The sequence below is a fragment of the Myxococcus sp. CA023 genome, assembly GCF_010998615.1.
Taxonomy (GTDB): domain Bacteria; phylum Myxococcota; class Myxococcia; order Myxococcales; family Myxococcaceae; genus Myxococcus.
In genome coordinates, this window is sequence record NZ_JAAEAH010000011.1 from 25,589 (window position 1) to 42,513 (window position 16,925).

Genomic DNA, 16,925 nt, shown 5'->3' on the forward strand with positions numbered 1-16,925 from the left:
ACTGCCCGATGCCCAAGAGCCTCTCCCCTCGCCTCGCCTCGCTCCGGGACGAAATCCATGGCTACGCCAAGGAGTTCGGCCTGGACTTCTTCGACACCCTCTTCGAGATGGTGTCCTACGATGAGATGAACATGGTGGCCGCCTACGGCGGCTTTCCCACCCGCTATCCCCACTGGCGCTGGGGCATGGAGTACGAGCAGCTCGCCAAGGGCTACGAGTACGGGCTGAGCAAAATCTACGAGCTCGTCATCAACAACGACCCTTGCTACGCCTACTTGATGGAGAGCAACCCGGAGGTGGACCAGAAGCTCGTCATGGCCCACGTCTACGGTCACTGCGACTTCTTCAAGAACAACTTTTCCTTCCGGCACACCAACCGCCGGATGATTGATGAGATGGCCAACCACGCCACGCGGGTGAGGCGCTGGGTGGACAAGATTGGCGTGGAGAAGGTCGAGGACTTCATCGACCGGACACTGAGCCTGGAGAACCTCATCGACCAGCACGCGCCGCACATCCGGCGCAACCCGGACCCGAAGAAGGCCGAGGACGAGCTCAAGGCCAACGAGCGCGTGGAGGGCTTCAAGGTGGGCCGCGAATACATGCGCGGCTACATCAACCCGTCCGAGTTCCTCGACTCACAGCGCAAGAAGGTGGAGGACGAGAAGCAGCGCGCCAAGAAGTTCCCCGAGCGCCCACAGCGCGACGTGTTGCTCTTCCTGCTGGAAGAGGCGCCGCTGGAACCGTGGGAGGCGGACATCCTGGCCATCCTTCGCGACGAGGCCTACTACTTCGCGCCCCAGGGCCAGACGAAGATCATGAACGAGGGGTGGGCCAGCTACTGGCACTCCACCATCATGACGCGCCGGGCCCTCAAGGACGACGAAATCATCGATTACGCGGACCACCACTCCGGCACCATGGGGACCCGCCCTGGCGCCATCAACCCGTACAAACTGGGCATCGAGCTGTGGCGGGACATCGAGGAGCGGTGGAACAAGGGCCGCTTCGGCAAGGAGTGGGACGAGTGCGATGATTTGCGCGCGCGCCGCTCCTGGGACAAGAAGCTGGGCGCCGGCCGCGAGAAGATCTTCGAGGTCCGCAAGCACTACAACGACATCACCTTCATCGACACGTTCCTGACGCCCGAGTTCGCGATGGAGCAGAAGCTCTTCGTGTACGGCTTCAACGACAAGCGCAACTCGTGGGAGATCCTCGACCGCGAGTTCAAGAAGGTGAAGAACAAGCTCCTCCAGGGACTCACCAACTTCGGCCAGCCCATCATCGAGGTGGTGGACGGCAACTTCGAGAACCGCAGCGAACTGCTGCTGGCGCACCGCCACGACGGACAGGACCTCAAGGGCGACTACGCCCGAGAAACGCTGCGCAACCTCCAGTCCCTGTGGCGCCGGCCCGTCAATATCCTCACACGGTACGACAACAAGGGCGCCATTCTGCGCTTCGACGGGCAGAGCCACTCCGAGCGGAAGGTGGAACTCTGAGCAGCCGAGCCCGGCCCCGGGCGGTGCGTCAAAGGTTCACCGACGGCATCGCCTGTTCGAGGTAGCCCGGGCCCGCGGACACAGGCCTCGTCGATGCGCCGGAGGCCGGGCCAAGCGCTCCTCGGTGGCTTCAAGCAGCCAGGCAGCCGAGCCCGGAAATTTCCCGGCCCTTCGCTGGGCGAGCGCCAGGGTGTCCACTACACTCGGCCGCCGCCCCATGAGAATCGCTCCCCTGCTCTGCCTGGCCGCCGCGCTGCTGGCTTCGACGTCCGAAGCCGCGGTCCATCACGTCATCAAGAACCGCCGTATCGAGCCGCGCCAGACGCTCGCGCAGGCGTTGCACGACGCGAAGCTCCCAGACGCGCAGGTGGCCGCCGTCATCTCCGCGCTGGAGGGCGTGTTCGACTTTCGCAAGTCGCGCGTGGGCGACCAGCTGCGGCTCGTCATGCGCGACGGGGAGCTGGACTTCTTCGACTACCGCCAGAGCATGGTGGACGAATGGCAGGTCCGCCGCGACGGCGAGAAGTACGTAGGCAGCAAGCGCGCCATCGAGGTGGAGAAGCAGGTCGCCGTGGTGGCGCTGGAAATCCAGTCGTCGTTGTACGAGGCGGCGGTGGCCGCCGGCGAGGACCCGGCCATCGGCATGGTGCTGGCGGACGTGTTCGCCTGGGACATCGACTTCTACCGTGACGTGCGCAAGGGCGACACGGCGCGCGCGCTGGTGGAGAAGTTCGTCTCCAAGGGCCGCCTTCTGCGCTACGGCGACGTGCTGGCGGCGACGTACGCGGGCGGCCTGGTGGGCAACAAGAAGGTGTACCGCTACGTGCTCCCGGACGGGCAGCCCAACTACTTCAACGAAGAGGGCGCCAGCGCGAAGAAGACCTTCCTCAAGACGCCCCTGAAGTACGCCAACGTCACCAGCCGCTTCGGCTCGCGCTTCCACCCGGTGCTCAAGTACCTCAAGGCCCACAATGGCGTGGACTACGGCACCCCCATTGGCACCCCGGTGTGGGCGGTGGCGGACGGCACGGTGACGCAGGCGGGCTACTCGGGCGCCGCCGGCAACATGGTGGTCATCCGCCACGCCAACGGCTTCGAGACGCAGTACATGCACCTGTCGCGCTTCGGCGAAGGCGTCCGCGCGGGCGCCCGCGTGCGGCAGAAGCAGGTCATCGCCTACTCCGGCAACACCGGCCGCTCCACCGGGCCGCACCTGCACTTCGGGCTCAAGCGCAACGGCCAGTACACCAACCCGCTCAACCAGCAGTTCCCCCGCGCGGACCCGCTGCCCAAGGAGCTGCTGCCGGACTTCCTCGCCAAGGCGCAGGAGCTGACGGGGCAGATGGAGGCCGTGTCCGTGGCCGCCGTCGCCGGGCAGGCCGCGGCGATGCCGTGACGCTGTGACGCCGTGCGCGTCCCCTCCGTGGGACGCGCGCCGCGGGTCTACTCCCAGGTGATGACGTAGTCAGCGCCCGTCACGCCGCGAGGCGTGCCCACCACCCGGCTCTTGCAGCCGACGACGCTCAGCGCCTCCTTCAAGACGCCCTCGTGGTACTGCACCGGCTGCATGTCCCCGTGGAAGGCCAGGCGCACCTGCTTGTCTCCCAGCACGGCGAATTCGCGCCGGCCGTAGTTCACCAGCGTCGAGTACGCGGTGGGCGCGTGGGAGAGGAGCCGCTTGGGGTCGCCCTTGCCGATGAGCCGGTTGAGCGTCTGCCCCACCGTAGACTGGAAGAAGTGCGTGACGGCCGCGGCCCCGCAGGCCCGCACCGCGTCCTCCATGGTGCCGTAGACGGGCGTGAGCGCTTCCGACGTCGCGTACAAGAGGCGCAGGGCATCCACGGCCGGGTAGGAGAAGAAGTCCACCGGGGAGCGCTTGAAGAAGGGCTCACGCAGGCGCGTGGCCGCCTCCGCGCCCAGCTTCTTCTCTGTCAGGTTGAACACCGCGTTGAAGACGAGCCCACGCACCGTGTCGTCGGGACGGATGACGGCCAACCGTTGTTCGAGGTCGTTCTGCGGAAAGCCCATGGCGGATTGCTCTCTACATCAATCCGTCTCCGGGTTGGCGCGCCATCCACCGGCAGGCAGTCCGCCGCCCTTCCAGGTGAGCTGTCCCGAGGGGCCGGGACGCGCTTTACCGGTGCGATGCGAGACACGGCTGCGCTAGCCTGACGCACCTTCGCGAACCCGGGAAACCCCGGGGCCCGCGAAACCATGAACCCGCAGCAACTCCGTCCAGAGATACCCAGCGCCATGGCCCCTCCTGCCTCCGCCTCCCAGCCGCCCCGCCCCGCCCAGCCGGCCACGACTGACGACAGCGGGCTCGGGCACGACGCTGCCAGCTTGCGCCGTTCCTTCCTCGACCACGTCCGCTATTCGCGCGGAAAGAACTACGAGTCGTCCACCCCCCACGACCGCTTCATGGCGCTGTCGCTCGCGGTGCGTGACAGGCTGGCGGACCGGTGGGTGAAGACGTCGCGCACGTATTACGAAAAGGACGTCAAGCGCGCCTATTACCTGTCCGCCGAGTACCTGCTGGGTCGGGCCCTGGGCAACAACCTGCTGAACCTGGGGATGTACGAAGCGGCCGCCGAATCGATGCAGGAGGTGGGAGTGGACCTCACCAACCTGCTGGAGATGGAGCCGGACGCGGGCCTGGGCAACGGCGGCCTGGGCCGCCTGGCCGCGTGTTTCATGGAGTCGCTGGCCACACTGGCCTACCCCGGCATGGGGTACGGCATCCGCTACGAGTTCGGCATCTTCACGCAGGACATCGTCGACGGGTACCAGGTGGAGCGCGCCGACGAGTGGCTCAAGTTCGGCAACCCGTGGGAAATCGTCCGGCCGGAGAAGGCGGTGCCGGTGCGTTTCTTCGGGCGCGTGGAGCACCACCAGGGCCCGGATGGCCGTCCCGTCGCGCGCTGGGTGGGCGGCAAGACGGTGGTGGGCGTTCCGTATGACACACCCATCGCCGGGTACCACAACAACACCGTCAACACGCTGCGGCTGTGGCAGGCGCGCGCCTCCGAGGAGTTCGACCTGCTGCTGTTCAACGCGGGCGACTACGAGCGCTCGGTGGTGGAGAAGAACGACTCGGAGGTCATCTCCAAGGTCCTCTACCCCAACGACGCGTTCCAGGCCGGCAAGGAGCTGCGGCTCAAGCAACAGTACTTCTTCGTCGCGTGCTCCATCGCGGACATCGTCCGCCGCTATCTGAAGAACCACACGGACTTCAAGGACTTCTCCCGCAAGGCAGCCATCCAGCTCAACGACACGCACCCGGCCATTGGCGTGGCGGAGCTGATGCGCGTGCTGGTGGACGAGAAGCGCCTGCTCTGGGACGAGGCGTGGACGATTACCCAGGAGACGTTCGGCTACACCAACCACACGCTGCTGGCCGAGGCGATGGAGAAGTGGCCTGCGACGCTCTTCGAGCGGCTGCTGCCCCGCCACCTGGAAATCATCTACGAAATCAACTCGCGCTTCCTGCGGCAGGTGCAGATTCGCTACCCGTACGACCAGGAGAAGATGCAGCGGATGAGCCTGGTGGAGGAAGGGGCCGAGAAGAAGATTCGCATGGCCCACCTCGCTGTCGTCGGCAGCCACAGCGTCAACGGCGTGGCCGCGCTGCACACCGACCTGCTGCGCCGGGACGTGCTGACGGACTTCGCGTCCATGAACCCGGAGCGGTTCAACAACAAGACGAACGGCGTGACGCCGCGCCGCTGGCTGGCATGGTGCAACCCCCGCCTGTCCAAGCTGATTACGTCCCGCATCGGCGAGGGCTGGGTCACGGACCTGGACAAGCTGACGAAGCTGGAGGCGCATGCGGAGGACCCGGAGTTCCGCAAGGCCTTCCGCGAAGTGAAGCGCGCCAACAAGGAAGACCTGGCCCGACACATCCGTGACTTGCGCTGGGTGCAGCTCAATCCGGACGCCATCTTCGACGTGCAGATCAAGCGCCTGCACGAGTACAAGCGCCAGCTCCTCAACGCGCTGCACATCGTGGCGCTGTGGATGAAGGCGCGCAGGGATCCGTCCACCATCATCCACCCGCGGGCGTTCATCTTCGGCGCCAAGGCGGCGCCGGGCTACCACCTGGCGAAGCTGACCATCCGACTCATCAACGGCATCGCCGAGGTGGTGAACAGCGACGCGGGCACCACGGGCCTGCAGGTGGTCTTCGCCCCCAACTACCGGGTGAGCCTGGCCGAGCGCATCATCCCCGCCGCGGACGTGTCCGAGCAGATCTCCACCGCGGGCATGGAGGCGTCCGGCACCGGCAACATGAAGCTGATGCTCAACGGCGCGCTGACGCTGGGCACGCTGGACGGCGCCAACGTGGAGATTCGCGACGCGGTGGGCGACGAGAACTTCTTCCTCTTCGGCCTCACGGCGGACGAGGTGATTGCTCGCAAGCGCGAGGGCTACCGCCCGCGCGACGTGTACAGCCAGCACCAGGAGCTGCGCGAGGCGCTGGACCTGATTTCCACCGGCTTCTTCTCGCCGGAGGACAAGCACCTCTTCAAGCCGCTGGTGGACAGCCTCCTGGAGGAGGACCGCTACCTCATGCTGGCGGACTTCCCGTCGTACATGGCGAAGCAAGAGGACGTCGCGCACGCCTACAAGGACGCCGACGGATGGGCGCGCAAGTGCATCATCAACGTGGCGCGCGGCGGCATCTTCTCCTCGGACCGGACCATCAAGCAGTACGCCGAGGAGATCTGGCGCATCCAGCCGACGCCGGTGGATCCGTGAGCGCAGGGCCCGCATCCCCTTCCCTCCCGTCCGGTGACGACGCCGGCCGGAGGGCGCTGGAGGACGTGGTGCGGGCCTTCACCGACGCCTTCAACCGCGACGACCTCGATGCGGTGATGGCGTACTTCACGCCGGACGCGCTGTACGAGACGTACGACGGGAAGCTGTGCCGGGGCCTCGCGCAGGTGCGCGAGGCCTTCGCCGCGCAGTTTCGCGGTGACTTCGGGCGCATTCGCTTCCTCACCGAGGACATGGTGGTGGATGCGCCCGCGGGCAAGGTGGTGCTGCGGTGGCGCTGCCAGCACGAGGTGTCCGCGCGCCGCGGCCCGCGCCAGCTCATGTACCGGCTGATGTATGGCCAGCACTTCGGCTGGTACGGGCTGGACGTCCTGCACTGGGAAGCAGGACGTCTGCGCGAGAAGCGGACGTATGCCCAGGCCGGGCTGCCCCTGGTGCGACGTGGGAGGCCTTGAGGTCAGGCCGGGATGGGCTCAGTGGATCCAGCAGGCGCCGTAGGCCGTGCGCCCGCCTCTGGAGTTCGCCACGTTCTGACAATTGCCCCAGTCGACGCCACCTGCGAACTCCCACGGAGCAGATGGCGCCAGGAGATGGGGCTCGACGACGAAGCGCTGGCAACCAAGGGCACCACACTGCCTTCGAAGCGAACAATCCAAATCAGAACATAAATACCCCACGGACTCGCCTCTCACCTGCGTTGTACGGAAAACACCCGCGGCGTCCGCTGCGCTTCAGCGGACGTCCGAGGCATCCGGCTCCGCTCAAGGGACTGGAGGGTGATTGGCATTGGAGTCGCCACGTCCGAGGACCTGGCGGCATGAGATTGCAAGCCAACCGGGTGCTGGGAGCGAGTGCGGCCATCCTGGGTCTGCTCTTGGGATGGCGGCTTCTCCCCGTGGGCCAGACTTCTGGCGTGCCCCCCGCCCCTGGCCCCTCGAGTCCCCAGGGCCGCAGCCGTCCAACGCTCGCGGGCGCCCCGGCGACCCGTCCGCCCATGCCAGGCACCGTCAACGCAGCCGGCTCAGCGGCGGAGTCCCTGGACGAGGAGTGGGAGGTGCTGCGGCTCTCACTGCTCGAGCGCTTCGGCTCGCGCCTGCACGAGCCCTCCGTCCAGCTTCGGATGCTGGAGCAGCTCATGCGGTATTTCCAGACGCGCTCGCCGGACCGGTGGCGAGAAGAACTCCAGACATTCCTCCGCAGAGCCTTTCCCGGCCAGTACGAAGCGCTGGCCGCCCTGCTGCGCGACCGTCTGGACTACGAGAAGTGGGTGAAGGACAACGACGCCTACCTGCGAGGGTTGGACTCGAAGCAGCGCCGTGCCGCCATTTCGGATGCGCGCAACCGCCTCTTCGGGAAGGAGACGGCGCAACGCCTCTGGGCTTCGGAGTTGAAACACCAGGCGCTGTTGGACGCGCTCCAGGTGATTGATGCGAGGCAGGACCTGCCTCTCTCGGAGAAGCTGTCTGACTACAAGGCGCGGCTAGGCGAGGTCTACGGAGACGGGGCACAAGCGCAGCTCGCCCGGCATCCGCAGGAGACGATGAATCGCTTCCTGGCGCTGCCCTCCGTCCAACGTGAACTGACGGGCATGACACCGGCCGAACGCGCGCGCAGCCTGTGGACCGTGCGCCAGGAGATGGGGCTCGACGACGAAGCGCTGCGGCGATGGGGCGTGCTGGACCAGACTCGGGATGCCCGCTGGGAAGCGGGCATCCGGTACATGGCGGAGCGCGCGACCCTGGCACGGACGCTCTCCGGCGATGCGCTGGAGGCCCGGCTCCAGGAGGTGCGCGCCCGCTACTTCGGCACCGAGGCGGACGTCATCGCCCAGGAAGAGGCCAGTGGCCTCTTCCGCTTCACGCGCCCCCGGCAGTGGGGGCGCAACTGAAACGCGGACGGGACGTCACGCCGCCTGATTGAGCCACTCCTCATAGGCGCGGAAGTCGTAGTCGCGCCCCAGGAAGGCATTCACCAGCCGGGCCGCGTCGTCCGAGCCACCCGGCTCCAGCACCGCGCGCCGGTAGGCCTGAGCGGGCTCCGGGGCCAGCATCCCCTTCTGCTGGAACACCGTGAACAGGTCCTTCGCGATGACGAGCGACCACATGTACGTGTAGTAGTTGGACGAGTACCCGTCGAGGTGGCCGAAGGAGAGGTGGAAGTAGGTGCCCTCCACGTACGGGAAGGGCGTGAACTTCCCCTGGAGCTCGCGCACGAGCGACACCGCGTCCACGCCCTCCGGCTTGCGCCGGTACAGCTCCAGGCTGAGCGCCGCGTAGAACATCTGCTGGCGCACCCACAGGCCCTTGCCGAACTCCTCCGCGCGACGCATGCGCTCCACCACATCCGCGGGGATGGGCTCGTTCGTCTGGTAGTGCTTCGCGAACGTCTGGAGGCTGGCGGTGTCACGCGCCCACTCCTCCAGCATCTGCGACGGCGCCTCCACGAAGTCCCACTCCGTGCGCACGCCGGACACGCCCGCCCAGCGCGTGTGCCCGCCGAAGATGTGGTGCAGCAGGTGGCCGAACTCGTGGAAGAAGGTCTCCACGTCGCTGTGCTGGAGCAGCGCGGGCTCCGCGCCAGGACGGGGGAAGTTGCAGACCAGCACCCCTTCCGGCAGCCGCCGGCCCGACTTCCCGCTGGTCAGCGTGAACTGGGCCGCGTGCTTGTACTTGTCGTCGCGCGGGTGCATGTCCAGGAAGAAGCGCCCGCGCAGCGTGGCGCCCTCGAACACGTCGTAGGCCTCCACGTCCGGGTGCCACACCGGCGCGTCCGCGACGCGGCGGTAGGTGACGCCGAACAGGCGCGCCGTCAGGTCGAGCACGCCCTGTTTCACGCGCGTGTACTCGTAGTAGGGCCGCACCACCTGCGAGTCGAAGGCGTACTGCTCCGCCTTCACGCGGTCCTCCAGGTACGCCTGGTCCCACGGATTGACGCGCTCGGCGCCAGGGACGTCACGGCGCTTGCGCTCCAACAGCGTGGCGTAGTCGCGCTCCATGCGCGCGCCGGACGCGGCGGCGATCTTCTCGATGAAGTCCGAGGCGGCCCCCTCGTCCCGAATCATCTTGTCCTCGGTCGCGTAGGCCGCCCAGTTCCGGTAGCCCAGCAGCGTGGCCAGCTCGTTCCGGCGAGACACCATGCGCTGCAGGACATCCGCGTTGGCGGGATGGCCGCGCTGGCGGAACACGCGCCACATCTGCTCGCGAGCCTGGGCATCCCGCGAGTACGTCATGAAGGGGACGATGTCCGGGTAGTCCGTGGTGATGCGCACCTTGCCGTCCGGCCCGGGCGGGTGGGCGCGCACGTAGTCGTCGGGCAGGCCCTCCAGCGCCGATGGAGCCAGCGCTTCCGTGCGCGTGTCCTGGCGGATGTTGCGGCTGAACTCCTGGCCGATGCGGACCAACTCCTCCTGGAGCGCCTTCACCCGGGCGCGGGTGGCGTCATCCCGGTCCACGCCCGCGCGGCGGAACTCCCGCCGCACCTTCTCCATCCACTTCCGCGTGGCGGCGTCCTCGCCGGACAAATCCAGCGCGGCCAGCACGTCATAGACGCCCCGGTCCATGCGGATGTCGTTGCTGAGCGTCTCCAGGGCCTGCTCGGCGGCCTCGGCGGCCTCGCGCATGGCGGCGTCCGGGTGCGCGTGGCGGGCGACGCTGGCGCGGGCTCCCGCATCGTCGAGCGCGGCCGTGGCCTCGTCGTAGATCTCCAGCACCTCGCGCGTGACGTAGGGGGGGCGGAGGGCCTTGAGCTGGGCGATTCCCGCTCGGGCGGCGGCCATGGCCTCCTCACCGGCACGCGTGAATTCGGCCGGTGGGCAGGTGACGAGGCGGGCGGCGTCGGGGACTTGGCTCTCTGACACAATCTGCTCCTGGACGTGATGACGGCGAATATACGGCCGCAAAGGTAATGCGCCGGACGCCGGGGGGCAGCAGGGATTGGCGGCGGAAATGCGAGAGGCCGCCCGGCGCATGCACGCCCGGCGGCCTCCGTGGGAAACGCGGTGCTTCCCTACGGCTGCTCTATCGGGCTCTGGGAGTTCTGTGGCTGACGACTGGCCCGGGTGACGACGTCCGCTCTGTTGTTGTTCGAGTCCCAGCCGTTGCCGAAGGACGCGTCAGCACTGCCATCCGCCATGGTGGCAGGGGTCGAGGTGCTCAGGGCCTTCCGCTCCAGGCTGCCACCCGCCGCGGGGTGATTGGGCGCGGCGGTGCCCTCGGGCGAGTTACCGGTGCCCCACGCCACCTTGTCTACCGCCACGTCATTGACGGCGTTCGTCAGGCCAGGACCGATACGAACATGGCCACCAGCCGTCGTGGACGACGAGACGTCGAACGAATAGCCCAGATCCCGCACCACGGGGCCGCTGTAGTTGGCGCCCCCCAGCAGGAAGTACCCGTGGGCGCGGATGACAGTCCCGGCGGGGATGGTGACAGTGCCGGAGTACGAAGGCCCTGTCGCAGACTTGTACTGCACCAGCCAGCCGCCGATGTTCACGTCGGCGTTCGTCGGGTTGTAGAGCTCGATGAACTCATCGGTCATCCCGGGTCCGGATCCGTTTCCGCCACTCACCTCGCTGATGACGACGTGATTGGCCACGGCCGGCGGCGGCACCACCGTCACCGTGCCGTAGTTGCCCGTGCTCCCCTCCGCGACGACGCCGTCCTGGTCGCAGTACACCCACGCCTGAGCCGCCGCGGGCCCCTGGGTGAAACGGTAGCGGAAGCCGTAGATGTAGTTGCCCGGCGCCGCGATGTTCAGGGGCGCCACCAGTTCGTCGTTGTTGCCCGGCGTGGCGAAGCCCGCGTTCGGCTCCGCCGCCACCCACGTCCACGAGGCGGGTGACGAGGCATCGGTTCCGTAGCCCAGCTCCGCCACGAGGTGCGGGAAGCCGTCGTTGCCATTCTGGTTCCGAGTGCTCGCCTGGGGCGCATAGAACTGGCTGGAGACGGACTCCGCGCGGCCCGCCCGGATGGGGGTAGCGAAGGACTTCGGATACTGAATGGCGCAGTGGTCCACCGGGCCGGTGATCTCCACACCGCAGGACGCGTTGGCGCCGCCCGGCGTGCCCCGTCCACCGCCAGGAAGCACCTCTTCCGAGTCACACCAGTACCAGGCGTGCTGGCTGGCCCGCGTGCCCACCACCACGGACGACAGGTTCATCGAGCGCCCCGTCGTCTGCGGGAAGGAGGCCGAGTACGCCACGTCATCCACCACGGTGGCGCCCATCTCGACGAAGAGGTGCCCCGAGTGGCCAAGCTCGAAGAGCGTGCTCCCGTAGCCGTACTGCGCCACCACGCCGCCGTTGGTGGCCTCATCCGTGTTGCTCGCGAGGACGAAGGTGCCCCGGCCCGGGACGACGAGCGGCCGGTCTCCGGTCGTCAGCACGCTGAAGTCCGTCTCACTGCCTGCGCCATTGTCGAAGCGGATGCGCAGGTTCGCGATGTCCCGCGGTCCGTCGACGGTGCTGGTCAGCTCGATGTATTCGGTGGTGTTCGCGTCCGGGCGGTGCATCACCTCGCTGATGACCAACTCACCCGCCACGGGCGCGGGCGCCGTGTCACACGCCCCCGCGACACAGACGCCGTCCTGCCCCGGGCAGACCTCCGGGGTGGCCGTGTACTGGCACTCCGCCAGGCCCGCCGTCACCACGCACGCGTCCTCGTAGGTCACGCGCTGCACACCGTCCTCGTCACACTCCGGCGCGCGCGGCGCGCAGACGATATCGCCGCAGGGGCCCGGCACTGAGATGGAGACGAACGCCACGGTGCTGCCGTTGTTCGCGCCGTCGAAGACGCGGAGCGCGAAGTACCAGGTGGCCGCCTGGGACGGCGGCAGCGCGTGAGTCACTTCCTCCGCCTGTCCCGGCGCCCGTGGCGCCGCCGTGGGCACCTCGCTGGCGAGCGCGAAGCTCTGCGGGTCCATGGGCCCCGCGCTGTAGCGCAGCTCGTAGCGCGCGGCGTTGCCCACGACGCCGTTGTCTCCCGTGGCCAGCCACGTCAGGCGAACCGTCGTGTTGTCCACCAGGCTGGCGCTCAAAACGGGCTCGGCGGGCGCGACGTCGTCGGTGATGGTGACCATCGTGTCGACTGATGGCAGCGACGGGTTCTCCGTGGTCGCGGAGAGGACGAAGCTGCCCGCCTGGTCCACCGTGAGGTCGCTGAAGTCGGCCACGCCCGCCACCGGCGCCACCGTCAAGGTGCCGCCCAGCGTCACCCCGACCGCCCCCACCAACTGGAGCGTCACGGACGGCGCCGTGACGTTCGAGACGTTGCCGAACGCATCCTGCAAGGCCACCCGCGTCTCGGACAGCGGCTCCAGGACGGTGCCCGGCTCCGGAGGCGCGACGAACGCGAGCTGCACGGGCGCGCCCGCCTCCACGGTGAAGTCGGACGTACCGGACACCGCGGCATCGCCGTCCGTGAACGTCACCGACTGCGCTCCCGCCGTCTCGAAGGTGATGGTGAAGGTGTGCGCTCCCTGGTCCGCCTCGGTGTACACGTGCGCCGCCAGGGGCGCAGCCTCCGGGTCCGTGGACGCGGGCGCCACCGTTCCCTGGTACGCCGTCAGCACGTTGCCGAAGCGGTCACGCGCGGAGACAGTGAAGGATTGGGGCTCGCCCGCGACGATGGACTCCGTCGGCCCCACCACGGACAACGCCGTGAGGAGTCCGGGCTGCACCGTCACAGAGGCAGTCTCCGTCAGCGTCGCCGCCGTGGTGTCCGTGACGGCGAGCTGACCAGTGCCCACTGTGGCGAACGTCACATTGAAGAGGCGCTGGCCAGCGTCCGACTCGGTGAAGGTGTAGTCCGAAGGCACGGTGGCCTGGGCGTCCCCTGGAATCTCGAAGTGGACGGTGCCTCGATAACCCGAGGCGAGGTTGCCGTGGACATCCCGCACCGACACGGTGGCCGCCACGGGCTCGCCCGCGAGGACCGTCGAGGCGGTCAACTGCACCGTCAACTGCACGGCGGGACCCGACAGGACCTGGGTGTTCACCGTCGCCGCCAGCCCCGCGTTGCCCGCATCCCGCACCGTCACCGAGCGCGCGCCGGAGGTCACCAGCGTCACCGAGAACGTGCGCTGCCCCGCATCCTGCCCGGGAACGAAGGTGTAGTTCGCGGGCAGCGTCGCCTCCGGGTCATTCGATTCGAAGTGCACCGTGCCCGTGTAGCCCGTGACGATGTTGCCGAAGCCGTCGCGCGCCGTGACGGTGAGGCTCTGCGCCTCGCCGGCCGCCACTTCCGCGGGAAGCGCGCTCAGCTCCAACTCGGCGGGTGCACCGGTGCTCACCTCCACCTCGAGCGTGTCAGTCAGCTCCGGCCGCGCCGTGTCCACCACGGCGACGCTCTGCGGCCCAGAGGTCAGCAACCTCACGTCGCTGAAGGTCCGCCGGCCCGCATCCGCCACAGTGAACGTGTAGTCGCCAGGCAGCTCCGCCTCGGCGTCAGTGGACGAGAAGCGCACCGCGCCGGTGTAACCCGTGGCCACGTTGTCGAAGGCGTCATGGGCCGTCACCACGACGCTGCCCTCGGCGCCCGCGGCCACCGGCGAGACCAGGCCCGCGAGCGACAGGCGGACGGCGTCGCCCGGCGCGATGGTGAACGCGTTGCTGGGCACCGGAGCCACCCCCGTGGCCGACGCGATGAAGCGGTGCGTTCCCGCCTGCTCCACCACCACGCCCGAGAAGGTCGCCACGCCCGCGACCGCCGCTACCTGCAACGGCGTGAAGCCGGGCTCATCCTCCAGCGTGAGCGTCACCGGCGAAGTGGCCGTGGTGACGACCTGTCCGTCGTCATCCAGCAGCGAGACGCGGATGTCCGGCTGCGTATCGCCCGCGTCACCATCCACGGGCTGCTGGGAGAAGACGAGCCGCGTGACGCCCTGCACCTGCGTCTGCACCATCAAGCTGGAGGAGCGGACCGCGTTGCCCTGGTTGTCCGCCACGCGCAGCGCCACGTGGTAGTTCGTGCCGGGCTGAAGGCCCGTGAGGACGGCGGACTCCTGCGTGCCAGCCTCCGCGGGCTCGCTCAGGCCGCCCACCGGCGTCGCCTGGTTGAAGTCCGCATCCGTCTCAATCGGATTCAGCGAGTAATGCAGGGCATGCGACGCGGCCCGTCCCTGGTCACCGTCATCCCCCACCGCCGTCCAGGACACCGTGACGCTGTCGGGCGTGGCCACGGTCGCGGCGAGGACAGGGACGGCGGGGAACACATCATCGACGATGTCGATGTCCGTGCTCGTGGCGGGCGTCAGTCCATCCGCGGTGGCCTGAAGCTGGAAGCGGCCCTCCGTGTCCACGTGCACGCTGGAGAACGACGCCAGCCCCTCCACGGGCGCCACCTCGGTGACACCACGCAGTGGCGAGCCACCCGCCGGCACCAGGGACAGCGTCACCGAAGGTGCGCCCACGGGCGTCCGGTTGCCATGCGCATCCTGGAGCACCACCTCCACGGCGGTCAGCGCGGCGCGAACGGACGCATGCGAGGGCACGCGCGCGAAAGCCAATGCCGAGGTCCGGTCCGCCGAGACGCGCACGTCCTGGCGCCCCGCCAGTCCCGCTTGCGCGGCGTCCTGCACGTCGACACGCTGGGTGCCCGCCCGCCGCAGGGTGATGCCCGTGAAACGGAAGCGGCCCGCGTTCACCTCCGTGAAGGTGTGCCCGCCCGGCAGCGTGGCCGTGGCGTCCGAGGACTGCACGCTCAGCGTGCCGCGATAGCCACTGGCGACGTTGCCGAACGCGTCACGCACCGTCACCTCCGCATCATGCGTGGAGCCCGCGATGGCGGTCTGCGGCAGCCCCGTCACCTCGACGGTGGCGGCGGCGGCCGGCGTCACGTCGAACGAAGGGCTGACCGCGCCCTCGACGCCGGTGGCCTCGGCCTTGAGCTGATAGCCCAGGCCCGCGCGCGTCAGCACCACTTCCTGGAAGCGGGCGACGCCGTCCACGGCCCGAGCCCGGAGCGTGCCTCCCAGGGAAGCCCCACCCGGGCCAGCGGCCAGCGAGAGCGTCACCTCTCCCGTGACGGACGGAACCGGGCGGCCGTCGGCGTCCCGGAACTCGACGTCCAGCCCGCCAATAGGTGCACCGGCTCGGGCCGACAGCGAGGCCGCCGCGAAGGCCAGCCTCGAGGCCCGCAGCACGGTGAAGTCGACGACGGGACGCGAGCCCAGCACCACCGCGCCTCCCTCGGCATCCACCGAGGCCGTCACCCGCTTCGAGCCGCCTCGCGTGGACACCACGGACGCGGTGGCCACGCCCTGGGCATTCGTCCGGTCCGCGGGCTGCGTCACGGTGTTCCCGTCGCCGGAGACCTCCACCCGCACCGTGCGGCCCTCCATGGGAGCGCCGTCCTTCTGCCGCACCGTCACGGTGATGATGACCCGGTCCACGCCGTCCGCCAGCACCTGCTCCACCCGGTCCACCTGCACCGTGGAGAGCGCCGCGTCGGGCAGAGACTTCGCTGACGGCGGGAGCGGCGACGTGGCGCTGTCACCACACCCCACCAGCACAACGCCGAGGCACAGCACGCCCAACCCCAGCAACCGGGTGAGCGCGAGAGGACAACGGGACATGAGCGGCTCCGGGAACGAACGGACCCCGCACGGAAGAGAGCACTCGCGAGGTCCCAGTGCCTTCTACCAGACAAGTCCCTTCACCACGTAGACCCTCACCAGAGCTTTGCATCCCGGGTGGAACCCACGGGGCTATCGTGACCCATGCCCCGTTGAGTGCGTCCCCGTTACATGCCGAGCGCGGCCATGAGCGCGCCGCCGCCCAGCAGGGACTGACCACCGTCGCAGACCATGATGGAGCCGGTGATGTAGGACGAGCCTTCCGACGCCAGGAAGAGCGCGAGCTGGGCAATGTCCTGCTTCTTCCCGAAACGCTGGAGCGGCAGGGCCTGGGCGAGCTTGTCGCGGCCCTCGTCGCTGGGGGCGAGCCGGCGCATGCCTTCCGTGTCGTCGATGGGGCCGGGGGTAATCGAGTTGACGCGCACGCCGGAGCCACCCCATTCAATGGCCAGCACGCGGGTGAGCATGTCCACGCCGGCCTTGGCGGCACAGACGTGGGCCTGCATGGCCATGGGGAGATAGGCCTGGGGCGCGGAGATGTTGATGAGGGACGCGCCCGGCTTGCGCAGGTGCTCGAAGGCGGCGCGGCTGATGTTGAAGGTGCCCAGCACATCGATGTCCATGACGGCCTTGAAGCCGTTGGAGGACATGCCCAGCGCGGGCGCGGGGAAGTTGCCGGCGGCGCCACACACGACGACGTCCAGCTCTCCGTAGGCCTCGCGCACCGTCTGGAGGGCCTTCTCCACCGCGGCATAGTCCCGGACGTCGGCGGCCACGCCCATGGCGGTGCCGTGCGCCTGAAGCCCCTTCACCGCGGCCTCGAGCTTCTCCACGTTGCGGCCGTTGATGGCCACCTTGGCGCCCGCCTTCACGAAGGCCTCGGCGATGCCGAGGTTGATGCCACTGCTGCCGCCAGAAATGAACGCCACCTTGCCCGCGAGCAGCCCGTCCCGGAACACGCCATCAGCCATTTGGACCCGTCTCCTGTGGAAGCAACCGGGCAGGGACTTGAACAAACCTGCCGCACTGCGTCCATGACGTTCGCCGGACGGACAGCGGAACCCGGGGCCGTGTGTT

9 protein-coding genes are annotated in these 16,925 nt (G+C 68.6%); 5 read left to right on the top strand and 4 right to left on the bottom strand.

The features are described from left to right. The first annotated feature begins 8 nt into the window (after positions 1 to 8). Together F8M74_RS06815 and F8M74_RS06820 are read left to right on the top strand one after the other, a co-directional pair. Positions 9 to 1,502 (top strand): SpoVR family protein, encoded by a 1,494-nt coding sequence (locus tag F8M74_RS06815; protein WP_141258865.1) that lies wholly within the window; start codon positions 9 to 11, stop codon positions 1,500 to 1,502. 217 nt (positions 1,503 to 1,719) lie between these two features. After that, complete coding sequence (locus F8M74_RS06820; RefSeq protein ID WP_171410214.1) at positions 1,720 to 2,898, top strand: M23 family metallopeptidase; 1,179 nt, start codon at positions 1,720 to 1,722, stop codon at positions 2,896 to 2,898. A 47-nt stretch (positions 2,899 to 2,945) separates the two neighbouring features. Here F8M74_RS06820 and F8M74_RS06825 read toward each other — a convergent pair whose 3' ends face one another. Beyond that, positions 2,946 to 3,530 carry a DUF2378 family protein gene (locus tag F8M74_RS06825; RefSeq protein ID WP_141258863.1) on the bottom strand — a complete coding sequence of 195 codons (585 nt, stop codon included), beginning with the start codon at positions 3,528 to 3,530 and terminating at the stop codon, positions 2,946 to 2,948. A gap of 225 nt (positions 3,531 to 3,755) precedes the next feature. Between F8M74_RS06825 and F8M74_RS06830 the strand changes: the two genes are divergently transcribed. The 3 genes from F8M74_RS06830 (at position 3,756) to F8M74_RS06840 (ending at position 8,166) form a co-directional block, all read left to right on the top strand. Further along, positions 3,756 to 6,260 carry a glycogen/starch/alpha-glucan phosphorylase gene (locus F8M74_RS06830; RefSeq protein ID WP_141607777.1) on the top strand — a complete coding sequence of 835 codons (2,505 nt, stop codon included), beginning with the start codon at positions 3,756 to 3,758 and terminating at the stop codon, positions 6,258 to 6,260. Then, entirely contained in the window at positions 6,257 to 6,733 is a 477-nt protein-coding gene (locus F8M74_RS06835; protein WP_141254055.1) for a nuclear transport factor 2 family protein, read from the top strand. Before F8M74_RS06830 ends, F8M74_RS06835 begins: the two co-directional genes overlap by 4 nt. Positions 6,734 to 7,095: 362 nt before the next feature. Further along, positions 7,096 to 8,166 carry a hypothetical protein gene (locus tag F8M74_RS06840; protein WP_141254056.1) on the top strand — a complete coding sequence of 357 codons (1,071 nt, stop codon included), beginning with the start codon at positions 7,096 to 7,098 and terminating at the stop codon, positions 8,164 to 8,166. A gap of 15 nt (positions 8,167 to 8,181) precedes the next feature. Here F8M74_RS06840 and F8M74_RS06845 read toward each other — a convergent pair whose 3' ends face one another. From F8M74_RS06845 to F8M74_RS06855, 3 genes are all read right to left on the bottom strand, one after another. Next, positions 8,182 to 10,134 carry a M3 family metallopeptidase gene (locus F8M74_RS06845; protein WP_141254057.1) on the bottom strand — a complete coding sequence of 651 codons (1,953 nt, stop codon included), beginning with the start codon at positions 10,132 to 10,134 and terminating at the stop codon, positions 8,182 to 8,184. Positions 10,135 to 10,283: 149 nt separating this feature from the next. Next, positions 10,284 to 15,848 (bottom strand): lamin tail domain-containing protein, encoded by a 5,565-nt coding sequence (locus F8M74_RS06850; protein WP_141254058.1) that lies wholly within the window; start codon positions 15,846 to 15,848, stop codon positions 10,284 to 10,286. Positions 15,849 to 16,015: 167 nt separating this feature from the next. Beyond that, positions 16,016 to 16,819, bottom strand: coding sequence for an SDR family oxidoreductase (locus tag F8M74_RS06855; RefSeq protein WP_141254059.1), 804 nt, complete (start codon positions 16,817 to 16,819; stop codon positions 16,016 to 16,018). Between the last annotated feature and the right edge of the window lie 106 nt (positions 16,820 to 16,925).